An 18367-nucleotide genomic window follows, 5' to 3' on the forward strand; every position below is an offset into this window, starting at 1 on the left:
AATGACTTTCAGGAGCCCGTTGTGACCACCCGACAGCATTCGTCGTTTGCTATTGTTTTTATCCTTGGCCTGCTGGCCATGTTGATGCCGCTGTCGATTGATATGTATCTGCCTGCGCTACCGGTAATTTCAGCGCAGTTTGGTGTACCGGCGGGCAGTACGCAGATGACCCTGAGTACTTATATTCTGGGCTTTGCGTTGGGGCAGTTAATCTACGGGCCGATGGCAGACAGCTTCGGGCGTAAGCCGGTGGTGCTCGGCGGTACGCTGGTGTTTGCCGCCGCCGCGGTGGCGTGTGCGTTGGCAAACACCATCGATCAGCTGATTGTGATGCGTTTCTTCCACGGGCTGGCTGCGGCTGCGGCCAGCGTGGTTATCAACGCTTTGATGCGTGATATCTACCCGAAAGAAGAGTTCTCGCGAATGATGTCGTTTGTCATGCTGGTGACGACCATTGCACCGCTGATGGCACCGATAGTTGGCGGCTGGGTGCTGGTGTGGCTGAGCTGGCATTACATCTTCTGGATCCTCGCCGTGGCGGCGATTCTGGCTTCGGCAATGATCTTCTTTCTGATCAAAGAAACCTTACCGCCGGAGCGTCGCCAGCCTTTTCACATTCGTACCACTATTGGTAACTTTGCGGCGCTGTTCCGTCATAAGCGTGTCCTGAGTTATATGCTGGCCAGCGGTTTCAGCTTTGCCGGGATGTTCTCATTCTTAAGCGCCGGACCGTTTGTCTACATTGAAATCAACCACGTCGCGCCGGAAAACTTTGGTTATTACTTTGCGCTAAACATTCTTTTTCTGTTCGTGATGACCATCTTTAACAGCCGCTTCGTCCGCCGTATTGGCGCGTTAAATATGTTCCGCTCGGGGTTGTGGATACAGTTTATTATGGCAGCGTGGATGGTCATCAGTGCACTGCTGGGGCTGGGATTCTGGTCGCTGGTGGTTGGCGTTGCGGCGTTTGTGGGCTGCGTGTCGATGGTGTCATCCAATGCGATGGCGGTCATTCTTGATGAGTTTCCCCATATGGCGGGAACGGCATCTTCGCTGGCAGGAACCTTCCGTTTCGGCATAGGGGCAATTGTTGGCGCATTACTTTCTCTTGCGACCTTTAACTCTGCATGGCCGATGATTTGGTCAATTGCATTCTGCGCAACCAGCTCCATTCTCTTCTGTTTGTACGCCAGTCGGCCGAAAAAACGGTGATCTATTGCACAACGAGGAAGCTAAAAGGCTTCCTTTGTTGATGCATGTCAACCACAAATCTATCATTCCCCCGATATATGTTTATTTTATGTAAAATCAATTTATGTAAAAAGTCACATCATTGTAGTTAAAAAGGTTGAGTTAGATCGCAGAAACGGGTACATATAGCCCCGCAAACGTGACCACGCCCGCAGATATTATTTAAATCAGAGCCATAGAGGCCACGCAGGCGAGGCATCAATCTTTACGATCTGTATAAAGACGGATTGTTGATGATGTGTTAAAATTGATGTAAACAAATTGTGAAGTAAAATGTACTTCCGGGGAAAATAAGTGACTTCATTACAACTCTCAATCGTCCATCGACTGCCGCAGAACTATCGCTGGTCTGCTGGTTTCGCAGGTTCGAAGGTTGAACCGATTCCGCAAAATGGACCGTGCGGTGACAACAGCCTGGTGGCGCTTAAATTGCTTAGCCCGGATGGTGATAATGCATGGTCGGTGATGTACAAACTAAGCCAGGCGTTAAGCGACATCGAAGTTCCATGTTCGGTGCTGGAGTGTGAAGGTGAGCCGTGCCTGTTTGTAAATCGCCAGGACGAATTTGCTGCAACATGCCGATTGAAAAATTTTGGTGTGGCAATTGCCGAACCCTTTTCAAACTACAATCCTTTTTAAGCGTCAGCTCAACGCCAGTAGCTGACGCGTATACTCCTGCTGCGGTGCGGCAAACACGCGCGCGCACGGTCCTTGTTCCACTACTTCCCCTTGTCGCAGTACGATAACCTGATGACATAACGCGCGGACAACGTGCAAATCGTGGCTGATAAACAAATAGGCCAGTTGATGCTTTTGTTGCAATGATTTCAATAGCGTCAATATTTGCGCCTGCACCGTTTTGTCGAGTGATGATGTTGGTTCATCAAGAATGATCAGCGAGGGCTTAAGAATTAACGCCCTGGCAATCGCAATACGTTGCCGCTGACCACCAGAGAACTCCGCCGGATAACGGTGGCGTGTTTCAGGATCTAATCCCACTTCATGCATCACGGCTATCACTTGTTGTTCGCGTTGTGCGGCAGAAAGCGTCGGCTGGTGAACCCGTAAGCCTTCCTCAATAATTTGCAAAACGTTGAGTCGTGGGTTGAGTGAGGAGTTTGGATCCTGAAATACCACCTGAATGCGATGACGAATAGGTAACAGCTGGCGGCGATTTAAATTTTGCAGTGGCTGACCGTCAAAGACGATGCTGCCATGAGAATTAATCAGTCGCAGCAGCGCCAGTCCCGTCGTGCTTTTCCCGGAACCGGACTCGCCCACTAAACCCAGTGTTTCACCCGCCCGTAGCGTAAAACTGATGTTTTTCACCACCACATTATGATCCACAATGCGCTTCAAAATCCCTTTGCGGATGGGGAAGGCAACCTGAAGCTGTTCAACATCTAGCAACGTTGAGGCGGGTTCTGGCAATGGCACCGGGTCGCCAGATGGTTCACTGTTGAGTAGCTTTTGTGTGTAAGGATGAGTGGGTGAGGCAAATAGCGTAGCGGCGTTATTTTTCTCGACACAGCGACCGTTTTGCATTACCGCCACGCGGTGGGCCAGTTTTCTGACAATGCTGAGGTTATGAGTAATAAACAGCATACCCATATTCAGCTCGCCTTGCAGTTCGCGCAACAGCTGTAAAATCTGCGCCTGGACAGAGACGTCCAGCGCGGTGGTTGGTTCATCGGCAATTAATAATTCCGGTCGCGTTAACAGCGCCATCGCAATCATCACCCGCTGGCGTTCGCCGCCGGAGAGCTGATGCGGATAATCTGTCAGCCGTTTTGCCGCCTGGCGGATACCGACGCGATCAAGGCAGTTAAGAATTTCGCCACGAGCCGCTTCCCGACGCATCCCGCGGTGGAGTGAAAGTACTTCATAAAGCTGTTTTTCCAGGGTATGTAATGGATTTAACGACACCATCGGCTCCTGAAAAATCATGGCGATCTTATTACCGCGTACACCGCGCAACGTTTGATCGCTGGCATGAAGCAGCGATTCGCCATGAAAACGAATATCGCCGGAGAGATATTCAACCGGCGGGCAAGGGAGCAGGCGTAAAATTGACAGCGCGGTAACGCTCTTACCTGAACCAGACTCACCTACCAGCGCCAGCGTTTCGCCAGCCGCAATCTGTAGTGAAACATCATTGACTACTGTACGTACGGTTTGCTGATGGCGAAAACCCACCGACAAATTTTCAATCGCTAACAGAGTTTGCGTCATGCTACACCGCCTTATTAGGATCAAATGCGTCGCGGACGGCTTCACCAATAAAGATCAACAAAGACAACAATATCGCCACCGATAAGAAGGCGGTGATCCCAAGCCACGGGGCCTGAAGGTTATTTTTCCCTTGTAACAGCAGTTCACCGAGTGACGGTGAACCGAGCGGCAGACCGAAGCCGAGGAAATCGAGTGAGGTCAGGGTGGTTATCGAACTACATAAAATAAACGGTAAAAAAGTGAGGGTAGCGACCATGGCATTTGGCAACATATGACGCAGGATGATACTGCGATCGCTGACGCCAAGCGCCTGCGCCGCGCGGATGTAGTCGAAATTACGGGTACGTAAAAACTCCGCCCGCACCACACCGACCAGACTCATCCAGCCAAACAAGACGGTAATTGCCAACAGCCACCAGAAGTTAGGCTGTACGACGCTGGAAAGTAAAATAATCAAAAACAGCGTCGGCATCCCCGACCATACTTCAATAAAACGTTGCCCCCAGAGATCGACTTTACCACCGTAATAGCCTTGTAGCGCCCCCGCCAGCACGCCCATCACGCTGGAGCAGAGGGTCAGCATCAGGCCAAACAGAACTGAGATCCGCGTGCCATAGAGAATGCGTGCCAGCACATCGCCGCCATTGGCATCCGTTCCCAGCCAGTTTTGCCGGGAGGGTGGAGAAGGGAAGGGCTTATCGGTAGCAAAGTTGATACTGGTAGCACCAAAGCGAATCGGTGCCCACAGTACCCAGCCGTTATTTTCCAGCCGTTGTTTCAGCCACGGGTCCTGATAATCAGCCTGACTTGCCAGCGGGCCGCCAAAATCGCTTTCGCTGTAGTTTTTCAACAACGGGAAATACCAACTGCCGTCATAACGCACCAGCAACGGTTTATCGTTGGCGATAAGTTCAGAACACAAACTCAAACCAAACAAGACGAGGAAAATCCATAACGACCAGTAGCCGCGACGGTTATGGCGAAAACGCGCCCAACGGGCCTGATTGACGGGGCTGAGTCGCGACATTAACGTCCCTCAAAATCTATACGCGGATCGACCAGCGTATAGCTGATATCACTGACAATATTCAGCAGCAGGCCAATCAGGGTGAAAATATACAAGGTACCAAACATTACAGGATAATCGCGCGAGACGGTCGCTTCGTAGCCCAGTAAGCCAAGACCATTGAGTGAAAACATCACCTCAATCAGCAGCGAGCCGGTAAAAAACATGCTGATAAACGTCGCCGGAAAACCGGCAATCACCAGCAGCATGGCGTTGCGGAACACATGTTTCCAGAGAATATTTTTTTCACTTACCCCTTTCGCACGTGCCGTCACCACGTATTGCTTACGCACTTCATCAAGGAATGAGTTTTTTGTCAGCATGGTCAGAGCCGCAAAGCCGCCAATCACTGTCGCCAGCACCGGCAGCGTGATATGCCACAGATAATCGGTGATTTTCTGATACCACGGCAGCGAATCAAAGTTAGCGGAAACCAGGCCGCGCAGAGGGAACAGATCGAAATAGCTGCCGCCCGCGAAGAAGACAATCAGCAGGATGGCAAACAAAAAGGCCGGAATGGCGTAGCCGATGATGATAAATGCACTACTCCAGACGTCAAAACGGCTCCCATTATAAACAGCTTTGCGAATGCCTAACGGAATCGACACCAGATAGATAATCAGCGTGCTCCACAATCCGAGGGTGATGGAGACCGGCAGACTGTCTTTAATCAGCGTCAGCACCGAGGCGCTGCGAAAAAGGCTGTCGCCAAAATCAAAACGGATGTAGTCCCAGAGCATTTTGAAGTAACGTTCGTGGATCGGCTTATTGAAACCGTAGCGATGAGTGATCTCGGCGATCACTTCTGGATCTAATCCGCGTCCGCCACGGTAATTACTGTCGCTGATATTGCCGACGCCCGTTTGCGCATGGCTGGCGCGAACACCTTCACCGCCTGCGCCGGGTAATACTCCGGCATTACCAAACTCAATGGCGGCGATGGCCTGGTCGACCGGACCGCCAGGCGCAATTTGCACGATGAAAAAGTTGATAGTGATAATCGCCCATAACGTTGGGATCACCAGCAACAGACGGCGAATCAGATAAGCGCCCATCTACTCTCCCTGTTGTCTGGCTGACGGCAGTTTCGTCGCTTTATTAACGTCATACCACCAGGTATCAATACCCAGGCTGTAAACAGGGCGTACAGCGGGTTGGGAGAATTTATCCCACCAGGCGAGACGGTCTTCCGCCATGTACCACATTGGCAGCATGTAATAATTCCACGTTAATACGCGATCCAGTGCTCGTCCCAACGGCAGTAATTTTTCTTTATTTCCCTGCGCGGCAATAATTTGGTTGATCAGCGAGTCGATAACCGGGCTTTGCACGCCGGGGGCATTATAAGTGGAATTGATATATTCCGATGACCAGGAAATTTGTAAATCGGAACTGGGCCACGGCATCGCCCGCCATACGCGCGGCATCATGTCATAGTCGCGACTGCGCATGCGGTTGGTGATTTGCGAGTTATCCACCTTGCGAATGTCCATGTTGATACCCAGCCGTTGCAGGCTGTGCTGGAACGGCAATACCCACTGACTATTGCTGCTTGCGGGAAGCAATAATTCAAAGCTGAGTGGCTGACCCGTTGTGACATTAACGCGTTGCTGACCCTTCAGCACCCAGCCTGCTTCGTTGAGAAGTTTGTCGGCTTTTAACAGGTTGTCACGATCGTAGCCATCGCCTTTGGATACCGGCGGCTGGTAGATTTGCGTGAAGACTTCTGGCGGTAGATCTTTTTTCATTGGTGCCAGAAGCACCAGTTCCGCGGCGTCGGGGTAATTTCTGGCCGCATATTCGGTATTCTGAAAATAACTGTTCGTGCGACTCCAGGCATTGTAAAACAACGCCTTGTTCATCCATTCAAAGTCAAAGGCGAGAGTGATCGCTTCCCGGACCCGGCGATCGCTGAATATCGGACGTTGGATATTAAACGCCAGCCAGCGCGTATCCTGGGCTGATTCGTTCTTTTGCTCATCTTTGATGATGTATTTTTTATCGAAATTTTTACCGCTATAGCGCGTGGCCCAGTTTTTGGCGTCGTTTTCCATACGCAAATCAAAGGCACCGGCTTTAAACGCTTCAAAGGCGACATTATCATCGAGGTAATAATCGTAGCGAATGGTGTCGAAATTCCAGCGTCCACGGTTTACCGGTAAGTTTGCTGCCCAGTAATCTTTCACGCGGGAATAGACAATATTTTGCCCCATTTTCCAGGACGTAATGCGGTACGGACCACTGGCAAGCGGAGGCGTGGCGAGCGGGTCGCTAAGTTTGTGATCTTTCCAGTACTTTTCTGGAAATACCGGCAGCGAAAACAGACTCAGCATATCTTCTTTGCCGGGTTTAGCTAACTCAATGCGCACGGTTAACGGCGCAATGGCTTTGACGGTGGTGCCTTTGTAGACCAGACGAAATTGCGGCACGCCTTCGGTCATAAATTTTTGAAAAGTAAACTCTACATCGCGGGCAGTAATGGGCGAACCATCATGAAAACGGGCGCGCGGATTAATAGCGACCTCCACCCAGGAATAATCGTCAGCATAGCGTGCGCTTTCAGCAATCAGCGGGTAATAACTGCCTGGTTCGTCATCGGAAGTCGTAAATAGCGTGTCGTACAGCTGCTCGGTGCGTGCGCCCGGGTTGCCGCGTAGTGCATAGCGGTTGAAATTATCGAAGGTGCCGAGGGCAGACAACGTTATTTGCCCACCTTTTGGCGCGGCGGGGTTCACATAATCAAAATGGTTGAAATTAAATGCGTACCGGGGTTCGCCCAGTACGGCAAAGGCATAGCTTTCCTTGATAGCCTGCGCCTGCGCACCAAAGGTGAACAGAGCGATAAACAGCAGCAGTATGCGCACAATCATCTGCAACGGATTTCCTTTTACTCATCATTAGCCGCAATCCGGCATGCTTTCACTATGAATAATAAGGGACGTAAGCACACCTTACCACTGCGGCGTATACGGTTTCTTCAGCCAGCGAACAAAATCGTCCAGCGGTAACGGGCGACTAATCCAGTAGCCTTGCATGAAATTAACGCCGCGTTCGCTTAGCCATCGTGCCTGTTCTGGCGTTTCGACCCCTTCAGCAACTGTCAGCATATTGAGACGTTTCGCCAGCGTCAGCACCGCGTCAAGTACGGGTGAAGTGATCGTTTCCGTACCGATGGCGTTGATAAATCCACGATCAATTTTCAGATAATCGAGCGTAAAACGCTCAAGATAGATAAGCGCGCTGTGCCCGGTGCCGAAGTCATCAATAGCAATTTCTACGCCGACCGAATGCAGCCAGGCGAAGAGTTGTGTGGCTTCTCGCTCTTTCAGCATATCGCGCTCGGTAATTTCCAGCACAATCTGGAAATGGTGTGCGGGCAGGGAAGTGAGCAGTTTCTGGATATCCGCTTTAAAGCTTTCGCTGTGCAAGTGGGCTGGCGCAATGTTAATGCCAAATTTGACGCCTACCGGCAGTACTTTTTCTAATTCTGCGGCATCGCGGGCAATCAACTCAAACAGGTGCTGAGTCAGTGGCACAATCATCTTTTGCGCTTCGGCAAAGTTAATGAAGGCATCCGGGGGGATTTCACCTGCTACTGGATGTCGCCAGCGTAGCAGTACTTCCAGGCCCGTTACCCGCAAAGCTTGTGTATCAACCACCGGTTGATACACCACGTAAAATTGTTCGCGCTTGATGGCGGTCATGATTTCTCTGCCTGGGCGCATACGCACACTCATCAGGTAATAGCAGAGAAGTCCAACGAAAGTTCCACTCATGCCACCCAGTAAAAATGCGTACCACACATCGTTCCATGTCCAGTCATCTGCATAAAGCCGAACGGTCAAAGGAATGCCCGCAATTTTAGTTTCACGGACCGGCATGTCGGTTAATTCATTAACGTTCATCAAACGTGAAGAAAAGGTAGATAGCGCAGTATTACCAATAATGAGGGCTAGGCCATCGTAATCTTCCTGCCGTGAACTATAAAAGAGTGAAGGCGTCAGGTTGAGATTCAGAGCGGCAAACACGCCGCTATTTTTCAGCAAAGGGTTGCGATACCAGATGACGATTGCGGGTTTGTTCGGCACCATCGGCGTGCCGGGTAAGATCGCCATATCGACGTTTTTATTAATGTCGAGCGCCGGAATCAATTCATTGAGTGGAATGTCCATCTCACCGGTCGCAGATGAACAGAATGTTTTTTTATCTTTTACCAGCACAAACGTACGAACATTCATGCTAAACGCCGCGCGGGCGGTCAGTTCGGGGTTAGCCTGCTGGCAGGTATCTAAGGTCAGCGGCTGGAGCCGATCAGTAGTGGATTTAAGGTCGGCAAAATAGGTATCGAGATACTTTTGTACGTCGGTAATCAGTGTGTCGTATTTGGCTTCGTGCTTATGCCAGGCCACTAAAAACTGAAGGCAGCTCACCAGTATCGCAATCATCACGCCTGCAACAATGCAGGTAAGCAGGAGCTTACGTCCAGAATTGGGAGCGCGTATAAACATGATTCCGTTAATTTCCTGAAATTACGACAACATTTAAAAGATAACAATGACCGGACTATAGCCTGGATCAAGACGCGGAAACATCATTTTCTCTGATGAATGAAAACAAAAAAGCACTGCCTAAGCAGTGCTTTCAGTTAACTCGTCAGGATAGCCAAGGGATTGCATCCAAACGGTTTATTAGCTGCGGCTGAGAACCCGGCGTGCTTCGTTGTAACGCTTCTTCCAGTATGGTTCATTCATGCTGGAAATAATAACACCACTGCTGGTGGAAGCATGGACAAACTGGTTGTTGCCGATATAAATACCGACATGGCGTCCCGTTGAACCGGCACGGAACAGAACTAAATCACCCGTACGCAAATTACTGCGGGAAACAGATTTACCCATTTCCTGCTGTTCATAAGTCGAACGCGGAAGTTCTAAGCCAAATTGCTCACGGAATGTACGCTGTACGAAACCAGAACAATCGATACCTTTTTTAGTGCTGCCGCCCAGACGATAGCGTACGCCTTTCCAGTCAGCATACTGATCCATAATTCGCGATTTTACGTCGACATTACGAACCAGGTTTTCAAATTCATCCTGAGAAGCTTGCAGTGATGATGTTTCACTACCCACTGCACGTGTCTCAGGATGCATATTCTTTGCGGTGTTATTTGCACTACATGCAGAAAGCAGAACCGCTACTGCAATCGCGGGGATCCCGCGCAAGATATATCTCAAAATCGGTTGAGATTTGACCATGTTGTTTGTTTTCCCTTGAAGTCCTTAACGACAAATATCGTTATAAAAAAATGCCAAGCGACACGAGACTAATTACCTGGGCATGTTGAAACAATTCCTTAAGGCCAAATCTGTGGACTAACGCACAAAATTATATGCTGTGAGGATAATCTACCGCCGAGGCAAAACGAGTTCGAGATTACCCGATTGGTGCGGTCTTGGCGAGCGGTTTTACATGATTTTTTATAAGAAAAAGTGATACAGAAAGTTAATCAGCGGGATTGGTCAATTAAAGTACGATTGAGTGAAACGCATGCAATCCATTCATTTACTTAGAGAATGATTTTTGCGCTCGATGGATGAAAGCAGGAGGCGCATCATCAGGATTATCCTCACTATAAAAATAAACCTGATGATGTTAATTACTGTGAGTTATTTGTTTTGGAAATGTTTGTTTTTTCCAGGAAGTGATTTGTCAAAAAAGGTGATTAATCGATCACTTAATGGCGTCAGCAACACCCAGGGCAAACCGATCAATATCACGGTCATGGAACCGACGATGATGTCAGTAAACCAGTGTGCGCCAATCATTACTCTGGGAAACGCAAAAACCACAAAAATAATAAGGGCGATAAGGCCTGCAACTTTGCCGAAATAACGCCACATGAATGCCGAAAAAATAAGCAGCATCATACCGTGATCGCCGGGAAAGCTATCTCGTGAGGCATCTTTCGTGGGAACAGAGAGCAGTTCGCTGACGCGGTTAATATTGGTAAAAGTCAACGTTGGGCTGGCCCGTTTTACAGGAATTAATGCCTGACCCAGCTGGTTTAATACCACTGCAGTTAATAGCATGACCAGACCAATAATCACGATACGTCGTCTGCCTGGGGCGTTTTCTTTCAGCCAGAAACTCAGCATCAACATTCCCATCGCCAGCAGTGAACAACCGTCGAAAGCGCGATTGTTGGTCAATGCAACCAGCCACAAAAAGGCCTTACTTTCGACCAGTTTCTGATTAAAGAAATAAAAAATATCCGCATCAATCGGCAACCAGAATCCATGATTAATGGGAATATACCAGGAAAGAAACAGCGCGAGGCCGACAATATTCAACAACACTATTTGCGGCAAATTTTTAATCATATTTTCTCTAATTATCTTACTGAAAAACGCAGGCAACCTTACGCGGTAGTCGCTAAACGAAGCTTCAACAGCGCGCTCTGCAAGGCATTCCAGTCAGCTTCGCTGCTGGAAATCAGCTCAATACGACTGTCCGGTGGCGCAACGTTTTGCGTTTCAATGTGCAGGTCATCGCCCTGACGGTTGATTCGCACCAGCCCTTCGGGAATACGCAGCACGCCTTTGACGCGTTCCACCGGTGCAAGTCGCGCCCATTCCAGAATACCAATGGTGTCGAATACCGTATCAGCGTCGAATATCCAGCCACAGGCCTGATGCCCTTGTCCGCTGTTCAGACTGCGACGCCAGCGTTGATGCTCTGGCAGGCTTAACGCTGCTAACCCTTTTTTCACGCTATGCTGATGAGAATGCGCGGCGCTGGCGGGCAACTCGGCTAAATTGCGACGCGGCAAATCCAGAAGATGACCGTCAATTTTTCCATGCTCGCTGTGAATTAATTGCCGATCGCCACCATTTTGCTGCCACCAGCGCTCTAGCGCTTGCTCACTTTCGGGCGTCGCACGGTCGGATTTATTGGCGACAATAATGTCTGCGGCAGCCAGTTGGTCACGGAAGTTTTCATTGCTGGCGCTTTTTTCGTCCAGCAACAGGCGTGGATCGAGAATGCACAACGTGGCGCGCAGATCTATCCACGGTTCATAGACGGGTGCGGTTAAGAGATCGAGGAGCTGTTTCGGATGGCCCAGCCCGGTCGGCTCTATCAACAAGCGGTCTGGTTTTCCCTGACGCAGTAAGGTATTCAACCCTACCTGCATGGGTAAACCATTAACGCAGCACATGCAACCGCCGGGGATCTCTTTCAGCAGTGCGCCGCTATCGGCGAGCAAAGCACCATCAATTCCGACTTCCCCAAATTCATTAACCAGTACCGCCCATTTTTCGTTGGGATCTTTATGGGCTAACAGATGAAGAATCGACGTAGTTTTCCCGCTGCCGAGAAAACCGGTGATGAGGTTGGTTCTGGTCACAACGGCTCCGCAATACTCTGGTAAGTTAACTGAGCGTTAATCCTGGCTAAAAAAGGCAGAAAAGAGAAGGGGAGAGCGGACGAAGGCGAGCTTCATCCGCTTTAACCGCAGAAATCGTTAAATTTTGAGGGTGTTTAATAGCGCCTGATGCGCGCCGAATTGTGCGATTTGTTGCCAGGCTTGTTCGATGGCCTGCACAAAATGCGGGTTATCTGGCAGATCATCACCGAAAATTTCACGCAGGGAAAGCAGGGCGGTTACGCGTTGTTCACTGCTGCTGCCCGCAACAAGTTCACGAATTTTATCGCTAAGCGGATCGCGAACATCAATGGCATTTCCGGCATCATCAACGCCGCTGACGTAACGCATCCAGCCTGCAACGCCTAATGCCAGCAACGACCAGTCCGTTTCGCGCCCCAGATGTATGCGAATACCTGCCAGCATGCGTTGCGGTAATTTCTGGCTGCCATCCATCGCGATTTGCCAGGTCTTATGTTTCAGTGCCGGATTAGCAAAACGTGCAATTAACTTATCCGCATATTGTGTTAAATCGACATCTTTAATCCGCAGTGTCGGCGCTTGCTCATCCAGCATTAATGTTCTGGCGGCATGGCGAAATGCGCGATCCTGCATGCAATCACTGATGTGCGCGAATCCTGAGAGGTAACCCAGATAAGCGAGAAAAGAGTGGCTGCCATTAAGCATACGCAGTTTCATCTCTTCCCATGGCAGGACATCATTCACCATTTGTACACCAGCGACTTCCCAGGCAGGACGCCCAGCGACGAAGTTATCTTCCACCACCCACTGGATAAACGGTTCGCAGCTAATCGCGCAGGGATCATTCACCCCCAGATGCTGGCTGATTTCTGCCAGTGATTCGTCGGTTGCTGCCGGAACAATACGGTCGACCATGGTTCCCGGAAAACTGACGTGTTCTTTTATCCACCCGGCGAGTTCTGGTGAACGTTTTTCCGCCATCCCCAGCACCGCGTTTTTCACCACATGGCCATTGTCGGGAATATTGTCGCAGGAGAGTACGGTAAACGGTGCAAGGCCGCGTTCACGGCGTCGTTTCAGTGCTTCGACGAGAATACCCGGCGCGGAGTGAGGTTCTTCAGGATTTTGAAGATCGTGAATAATCCGCGGATTGCTGGTGTCGAGTGCACCGGTGGCCGGGTCAATACAATAGCCTTTTTCGGTAATCGTCAGGGAAACAATTGCCACCTGTGGCTCGCAAAATTTCTCAATAATTGCCGCTAAGGAATCCAGTTTTGCATTCAGGCAGTCGTGAACGGCACCGACAATTATCGCCTGATTGCCGTCCGCACCTTTCTCCAGCACGGTATATAAATGGTTCTGTGCGCGGAGCTGGCTCATCAGTTGATCGCCGCTGAACAAGCTGATCTCACAGATCCCCCAGTCGCCGCCCTGGGCATTCAGCACACGATCGGTCAGTAACGCCTGATGTGCGCGGTGAAAGGCTCCAAAGCCAAAATGAACGATACGTGATTGCAACTGCTGTCGATCGTAGCGTGGAGCGTGTACATGATGCGGGAGCGTAATGGAGGCGATTGTATTCATAGGAGTCACGTCTTAGTAACGATTAATTAACAATGACAGTGTAAAGTTATATGACAACAATTGAAATTGGTCTGGATTGTTAATGCGATGAAGTGTGAGGGCGATCAATCAACGAGTGAAAATTGCGGGCGTAAGGTGTTCAGGAAGCGCAAAATAGAAGATTGGTATAATAAATTAAAAAAGGGACAGCCTGAGCTATCCCTTTTCTGCATGCGGCTGAAGTTAGTCAGCACGACCCATATAACGGCGTTCTTCGATATGGATACGAATTTTTTCGCCCGGGCTTAAGTATTCTGGTACCTGAATCACCAGACCAGTGCTCAATGTCGCCGGTTTGTTACGGGCGCTGGCAGATGCCCCTTTGATGCCTGGTGCAGTTTCAACGATTTCCAGATCAACGGTCTGCGGCAGCTCAAGCGCCAGCAATTGACCGTCCCAGGTCAGCACCTGCATGTCCGGCATGCCGCCCTCAGGCATAAACAGCAACTCTTCTTCAATCTGATCTTTGGTGAAGGTATACGGGGTATAGTCTTCTTTATCCATAAAGACATATTCGTTGCCATCGACATAGGAGAAGTCAACGTAACGGCGGGTCAGCGTCACGGTGTCAACGATATCATCACCTTTGAAACGCTCTTCTACTTTCAGCCCGGTACGGACATCAGAAAAACGCATTTTGTACAGCGTAGCGGCACCGCGGGCAGTGGGCGACTGAATATCAATGTCCTTAACCAGCAGCAGTTTGCCGTTGTAATTCAGTACCATACCTTTTTTAATTTCGTTCGCTCTTGGCATCGAAAAATTCCTGTAGTCGAAAATGTCAAAAATATCGCGACAAAGTACTCGCGACGGGCCTTTCGGGCAAGTGGTATTCGCACTTTTGCTGGTGCAAAAAAGGTGGTACTGTGCGCGCTCATCAATCCGGTGGTTAACCTTAAGAGAACAACGTATGGAATGCCGTCCGGGTTGCGGGGCGTGTTGCACTGCCCCTTCAATTTCCAGCCCTATTCCCGGTATGCCAGATGGCAAGCCCGCCAATACGCCCTGCATTCAGCTTGATGAACAGCAACGCTGTAAAATTTTCACCTCGCCACTGCGACCGAAAGTCTGTGCAGGCTTACAAGCCAGCGCTGAAATGTGCGGCAACTCGCGTCAGCAGGCAATGACCTGGCTTATCGATCTGGAAATGCTGACCGCGCCTTAAACATCTTTAATTCGCAGTAAGCAAAACAGAGTAGCGATAATCATCACCATCGCAAACCAGAACACAGCGTGATAATTCCAGATCTCGGCGACGATGCCCGCCACTGATCCTGCGATGATCCAGCCCACGCGCGACGTGTTGGTATAGAGCGTGGTGGCTGAACCTGCCTGACCGGGCATCAAATCCTGAAAATAGAGCATCCCGATGCCGCCCAGAATGCCAATAAAAATAGCATTTAGCAGCTGCAAGCCCAACAGAATGACAGGTGAATGCGCCATCAGCATTCCTGCGTAAAAACAGACGCCACCCACGGCAGCAACGCGCATTAAGAAGCGCTTACCCAGACGTTTGGCAAAATATCCGGCGATCAACATGGTCGGGATTTCCAGCCCTGCGGCGGTCCCCATCATCACACCGGCCAGTTTCTCGGGAAGATGCAGTTCGTTGATAATAAATAGCGGCATGTTGATGATGTACAGGCTGTTCGAGCCCCACATCAATGTACAAATGACAAACAGCAGCAACGTATCGCGACGGTTACGGCGCGGCGCTTCAACCGTGCCGGTCGCCAGCGGAAGCTCTTTTTGCATCGACGGCAAAAACAGCCACACCATCACGCCGCAAACAATAAACGCTACCGCTGCGCTCAGATACATTACCGTAAAGCTGAAACCCATCGCTAAGGCATAAGCCAGCGGTGGGCCAATGACCCATGCCAGTGAAACCTGAGCGCGTAAAAAAGAGCTGAACATCACCGCCTCACGTCCGGTTTTGTCAGCATGTTCACGGGCAAGGGCAAACATTTGCGGGTTAGCGGTTGAGCCAAAGCTGCTAAGAAAGACGCCAACGAATAGCAAAACAAAGTAGTTGCGATTCCAGGCAAAAAGGGTGCAGGCCAGCACGCCTAACAGGCAGCAAAAGACAATCAGCGATTTGCGATCGCCGCGCTTATCAGAGCGCCCGGCGAGAAACTGACTCACCAGAATCCCAATGACAGCGCTGCCGGTAAAGAAGAATCCCACCATCGCCGGACGGGCATGTACTTCATCAGTAAGAAAAATACTGAGTGTCGGGGTTTGCAGAGCGCCCGCAATACCGGTGAGAAAGGCAACGATTAAAAACGCCGTCGAGGTCAGGTCAAACGATTTCGCGCTGGTGACTGCGGGGGAGTTATGCATGCTGGTCGATCACTGGAAGAGGAAGACGCGGAGTTTACGCTGCTTGTCAGAAAATAAACAGACAGCGAAATCAAAAGCGCCACGAATAATCAAAATGCCATTTCACTGTTGCTGATTGGCTGCTGACGCTGCTGAAATGAAATTGCTGATAACGGATTTTCCCATCAGCAATTAGGAAAAATGACAAAAAATTGTGCAGCACATCAAACTTTTGCTCATAACTTTACGGCTTTCCTTGCGTGCTGAAACAAAAGTATTATGCTTTCTTGAAACGTTTCAGCGCGATCTTGTCTTTAACCCTAAGCCAGGTTGGCGCTTTTTTCTCATAGAAGCTGAATCGTTTCAATTCAGCAAGAGAGGAGAACTATGTTCCAGTTATCCGTACAGGACATCCATCCGGGCGAAAAGGCCGGAGACAAAGAAGAGGCGATTCGCCAGGTCGCTGCGGCGCTGGTGCAGGCCGGTAATGTAGCTGAAGGCTACGTCAATGGCATGCTGGCGCGCGAACAGCAAACCTCAACGTTCCTCGGCAATGGTATTGCTATTCCACACGGCACTACCGACACCCGCGATCAGGTGCTGAAAACCGGCGTTCAGGTATTTCAGTTCCCGGAAGGCGTCACCTGGGGTGACGGCCAGGTAGCGTACGTGGCGATCGGTATTGCTGCCAGCTCGGATGAACATCTGGGCCTGCTACGCCAGCTGACCCACGTACTGAGCGATGATTCCGTTGCTGAACAACTGAAGTCAGCAACAACAGCAGAAGAACTTCGCGCATTGCTGATGGGCGAAAAGCAGAGTGAGCAGCTGAAGCTCGACAACGAAATGCTGACGCTGGATATCGTCGCCAGCGATCTGCTGACTCTTCAGGCGCTGAACGCTGCGCGTCTGAAAGAAGCGGGGGCAGTTGACGCCACTTTCGTCACCAAAGCCATCAATGAACAACCGCTGAACCTCGGGCAGGGTATCTGGCTGAGCGATAGCGCCGAAGGCAATCTGCGTAGCGCGATTGCGGTAAGCCGTGCGGCAAATGCTTTTGATGTGGACGGCGAAACGGCAGCCATGCTGGTGAGTGTGGCGATGAATGACGATCAGCCCATCGCGGTTCTTAAGCGTCTCGCTGATTTGTTGCTCGATAATAAAGCTGACCGCTTGCTGAAAGCGGATGCGGCAACGTTGCTGGCGCTGCTGACCAGCGATGATGCGCCGACCGACGACGTGTTAAGCGCGGAGTTTGTGGTGCGCAATGAACACGGCCTGCATGCTCGTCCAGGTACCATGCTGGTCAATACCATTAAACAATTTAACAGTGATATTACCGTGACAAACCTTGATGGCACCGGCAAACCGGCAAACGGACGTAGTCTGATGAAAGTTGTGGCACTTGGCGTTAAGAAAGGTCATCGCCTACGCTTTACCGCCCAGGGTACAGATGCTGAACAGGCGCTGAAAGCCATTGGCGACGCTATCGCTGCTGGTCTTGGGGAGGGCGCATAATGAGCAGACGTGTTGCTACGATCACCCTTAATCCGGCTTATGACCTTGTTGGTTTCTGCCCGGAAATTGAACGCGGCGAAGTGAACCTGGTGAAAACCACCGGTCTGCATGCGGCGGGTAAAGGCATCAACGTGGCCAAAGTATTAAAAGACCTGGGAATTGATGTCACCGTTGGCGGCTTCCTGGGTAAAGACAATCAGGATGGTTTTCAGCAACTGTTCAGCGAGCTGGGCATTGCCAACCGTTTCCAGGTTGTACAGGGGCGCACCCGAATTAACGTTAAGCTGACGGAAAAAGACGGCGAAGTGACCGACTTCAACTTCTCGGGTTTTGAAGTCACCCCCGCCGACTGGGAACGCTTTGTGACTGATTCTCTGAGCTGGCTCGGTCAGTTCGATATGGTCTGTGTCAGCGGAAGCTTACCGTCAGGCGTCAGCCCGGAAGCGTTCACCGACTGGATGACTCGCCTGCGTAGTCAGTGTCCTTGCATTATCTTTGATAGTAGCCGTGAAGCGTTAGTAGCAGGTTTGAAAGCGGCACCGTGGCTGGTGAAACCTAACCGCCGCGAGCTGGAAATCTGGGCAGGCCGTAAACTGCCTGAAATGAAAGATGTGATTGAAGCTGCGCATGCGCTGCGTGAACAAGGTATCGCGCATGTCGTTATTTCACTGGGTGCCGAAGGCGCGCTTTGGGTTAATGCCTCCGGCGAATGGATCGCCAAACCACCGTCAGTCGATGTCGTAAGCACCGTTGGCGCAGGGGATTCTATGGTTGGTGGCCTGATTTATGGCTTGCTGATGCGTGAATCCAGTGAACACACACTGCGTCTGGCGACAGCTGTTGCAGCCCTGGCGGTAAGTCAAAGCAATGTGGGTATTACCGATCGTCCGCAGTTGGCCGCAATGATGGCGCGCGTCGACTTACAACCTTTTAACTGACAGCAGGAGAGG

At 50.6% G+C, this 18367-nt stretch carries 16 protein-coding genes; 5 read left to right on the top strand and 11 right to left on the bottom strand.

Features of this window, described 5'->3' with window-relative positions:
• Positions 1–21 precede the first annotated feature (21 nt).
• Both bcr and HBM92_RS08170 read left to right on the top strand, forming a co-directional pair.
• Positions 22–1212, top strand: coding sequence for a multidrug efflux MFS transporter Bcr (gene bcr, locus HBM92_RS08165; protein ID WP_000213368.1), 1191 nt, complete (start codon positions 22–24; stop codon positions 1210–1212).
• A gap of 333 nt (positions 1213–1545) precedes the next feature.
• Positions 1546–1890: a YejG family protein gene (locus HBM92_RS08170; RefSeq protein ID WP_000202798.1), complete on the top strand. Its 345-nt coding sequence runs from the start codon at positions 1546–1548 to the stop codon at positions 1888–1890.
• Between the two features lie 3 nt (positions 1891–1893).
• Here HBM92_RS08170 and yejF read toward each other — a convergent pair whose 3' ends face one another.
• From yejF to yeiP, 10 genes are all read right to left on the bottom strand, one after another.
• Positions 1894–3483, bottom strand: a complete 1590-nt coding sequence (gene yejF / locus HBM92_RS08175) for a microcin C ABC transporter ATP-binding protein YejF (RefSeq protein WP_000194892.1) — start codon at positions 3481–3483, stop codon at positions 1894–1896.
• Between the two features lies 1 nt (position 3484).
• Positions 3485–4510, bottom strand: a complete 1026-nt coding sequence (locus tag HBM92_RS08180; protein ID WP_000088916.1) for an ABC transporter permease — start codon at positions 4508–4510, stop codon at positions 3485–3487.
• Positions 4510–5604, bottom strand: a complete 1095-nt coding sequence (locus HBM92_RS08185) for a microcin C ABC transporter permease YejB (protein WP_000501612.1) — start codon at positions 5602–5604, stop codon at positions 4510–4512. Before HBM92_RS08185 ends, HBM92_RS08180 begins: the two co-directional genes overlap by 1 nt.
• Positions 5605–7419: an extracellular solute-binding protein gene (locus HBM92_RS08190; protein WP_001305178.1), complete on the bottom strand. Its 1815-nt coding sequence runs from the start codon at positions 7417–7419 to the stop codon at positions 5605–5607.
• A gap of 81 nt (positions 7420–7500) precedes the next feature.
• Positions 7501–9057, bottom strand: coding sequence for a cyclic di-GMP phosphodiesterase (locus tag HBM92_RS08195; RefSeq protein WP_000470565.1), 1557 nt, complete (start codon positions 9055–9057; stop codon positions 7501–7503).
• Between the two features lie 180 nt (positions 9058–9237).
• Complete coding sequence (mepS, locus tag HBM92_RS08200; RefSeq protein WP_000241011.1) at positions 9238–9804, bottom strand: bifunctional murein DD-endopeptidase/murein LD-carboxypeptidase; 567 nt, start codon at positions 9802–9804, stop codon at positions 9238–9240.
• 411 nt (positions 9805–10215) lie between these two features.
• The gene (gene lpxT / locus HBM92_RS08205) at positions 10216–10929 is read right to left on the bottom strand and encodes a Kdo(2)-lipid A phosphotransferase (RefSeq protein WP_001296239.1); all 714 of its coding nucleotides are present in this window, start codon (positions 10927–10929) and stop codon (positions 10216–10218) included.
• A gap of 38 nt (positions 10930–10967) precedes the next feature.
• Complete coding sequence (gene yeiR, locus HBM92_RS08210; RefSeq protein ID WP_000198833.1) at positions 10968–11954, bottom strand: zinc-binding GTPase YeiR; 987 nt, start codon at positions 11952–11954, stop codon at positions 10968–10970.
• 117 nt (positions 11955–12071) lie between these two features.
• Positions 12072–13538 (bottom strand): mannitol dehydrogenase family protein, encoded by a 1467-nt coding sequence (locus tag HBM92_RS08215; RefSeq protein ID WP_001305177.1) that lies wholly within the window; start codon positions 13536–13538, stop codon positions 12072–12074.
• 222 nt (positions 13539–13760) lie between these two features.
• Complete coding sequence (yeiP, locus tag HBM92_RS08220) at positions 13761–14333, bottom strand: elongation factor P-like protein YeiP (RefSeq protein WP_001136827.1); 573 nt, start codon at positions 14331–14333, stop codon at positions 13761–13763.
• 154 nt (positions 14334–14487) lie between these two features.
• Here yeiP and HBM92_RS08225 point away from each other — a divergent pair, with 154 nt between their 5' ends.
• Entirely contained in the window at positions 14488–14742 is a 255-nt protein-coding gene (locus HBM92_RS08225; RefSeq protein WP_000389030.1) for a YkgJ family cysteine cluster protein, read from the top strand.
• Here the strand turns inward: HBM92_RS08225 and setB are convergent.
• On the bottom strand, positions 14739–15920 hold the full coding sequence (setB, locus tag HBM92_RS08230) for a sugar efflux transporter SetB (RefSeq protein ID WP_000552001.1): 1182 nt from the start codon (positions 15918–15920) through the stop codon (positions 14739–14741). The genes HBM92_RS08225 and setB overlap by 4 nt on opposite strands.
• 366 nt (positions 15921–16286) lie before the next feature.
• Here setB and fruB point away from each other — a divergent pair, with 366 nt between their 5' ends.
• On the top strand, positions 16287–17417 hold the full coding sequence (gene fruB, locus HBM92_RS08235) for a fused PTS fructose transporter subunit IIA/HPr protein (RefSeq protein WP_000487248.1): 1131 nt from the start codon (positions 16287–16289) through the stop codon (positions 17415–17417).
• On the top strand, positions 17417–18355 hold the full coding sequence (gene fruK / locus HBM92_RS08240) for a 1-phosphofructokinase (RefSeq protein WP_000091263.1): 939 nt from the start codon (positions 17417–17419) through the stop codon (positions 18353–18355). The genes fruB and fruK overlap by 1 nt, the downstream gene beginning before the upstream one ends.
• Positions 18356–18367: the final 12 nt, after the last annotated feature.

Source organism: Escherichia sp. E.sYA108 (assembly GCF_011754335.1).
Classification (GTDB): domain Bacteria; phylum Pseudomonadota; class Gammaproteobacteria; order Enterobacterales; family Enterobacteriaceae; genus Escherichia; species Escherichia coli.

What these genes read in the sequence shown, in the direction of transcription:
- yejF (WP_000194892.1), bottom strand. Translation starts at nt 3,483, where the DNA reads ATGACGCAAACTCTGTTAGCGATTGAAAATTTGTCGGTGGGTTTTCGC.
- HBM92_RS08180 (WP_000088916.1), bottom strand. Translation starts at nt 4,510, where the DNA reads ATGTCGCGACTCAGCCCCGTCAATCAGGCCCGTTGGGCGCGTTTTCGC.
- HBM92_RS08185 (WP_000501612.1), bottom strand. Translation starts at nt 5,604, where the DNA reads ATGGGCGCTTATCTGATTCGCCGTCTGTTGCTGGTGATCCCAACGTTA.
- HBM92_RS08190 (WP_001305178.1), bottom strand. Translation starts at nt 7,419, where the DNA reads ATGATTGTGCGCATACTGCTGCTGTTTATCGCTCTGTTCACCTTTGGT.
- HBM92_RS08195 (WP_000470565.1), bottom strand. Translation starts at nt 9,057, where the DNA reads ATGTTTATACGCGCTCCCAATTCTGGACGTAAGCTCCTGCTTACCTGC.
- mepS (WP_000241011.1), bottom strand. Translation starts at nt 9,804, where the DNA reads ATGGTCAAATCTCAACCGATTTTGAGATATATCTTGCGCGGGATCCCC.
- lpxT (WP_001296239.1), bottom strand. Translation starts at nt 10,929, where the DNA reads ATGATTAAAAATTTGCCGCAAATAGTGTTGTTGAATATTGTCGGCCTC.
- HBM92_RS08215 (WP_001305177.1), bottom strand. Translation starts at nt 13,538, where the DNA reads ATGAATACAATCGCCTCCATTACGCTCCCGCATCATGTACACGCTCCA.
- yeiP (WP_001136827.1), bottom strand. Translation starts at nt 14,333, where the DNA reads ATGCCAAGAGCGAACGAAATTAAAAAAGGTATGGTACTGAATTACAAC.
- HBM92_RS08225 (WP_000389030.1), top strand. Translation starts at nt 14,488, where the DNA reads ATGGAATGCCGTCCGGGTTGCGGGGCGTGTTGCACTGCCCCTTCAATT.
- setB (WP_000552001.1), bottom strand. Translation starts at nt 15,920, where the DNA reads ATGCATAACTCCCCCGCAGTCACCAGCGCGAAATCGTTTGACCTGACC.
- fruB (WP_000487248.1), top strand. Translation starts at nt 16,287, where the DNA reads ATGTTCCAGTTATCCGTACAGGACATCCATCCGGGCGAAAAGGCCGGA.
- fruK (WP_000091263.1), top strand. Translation starts at nt 17,417, where the DNA reads ATGAGCAGACGTGTTGCTACGATCACCCTTAATCCGGCTTATGACCTT.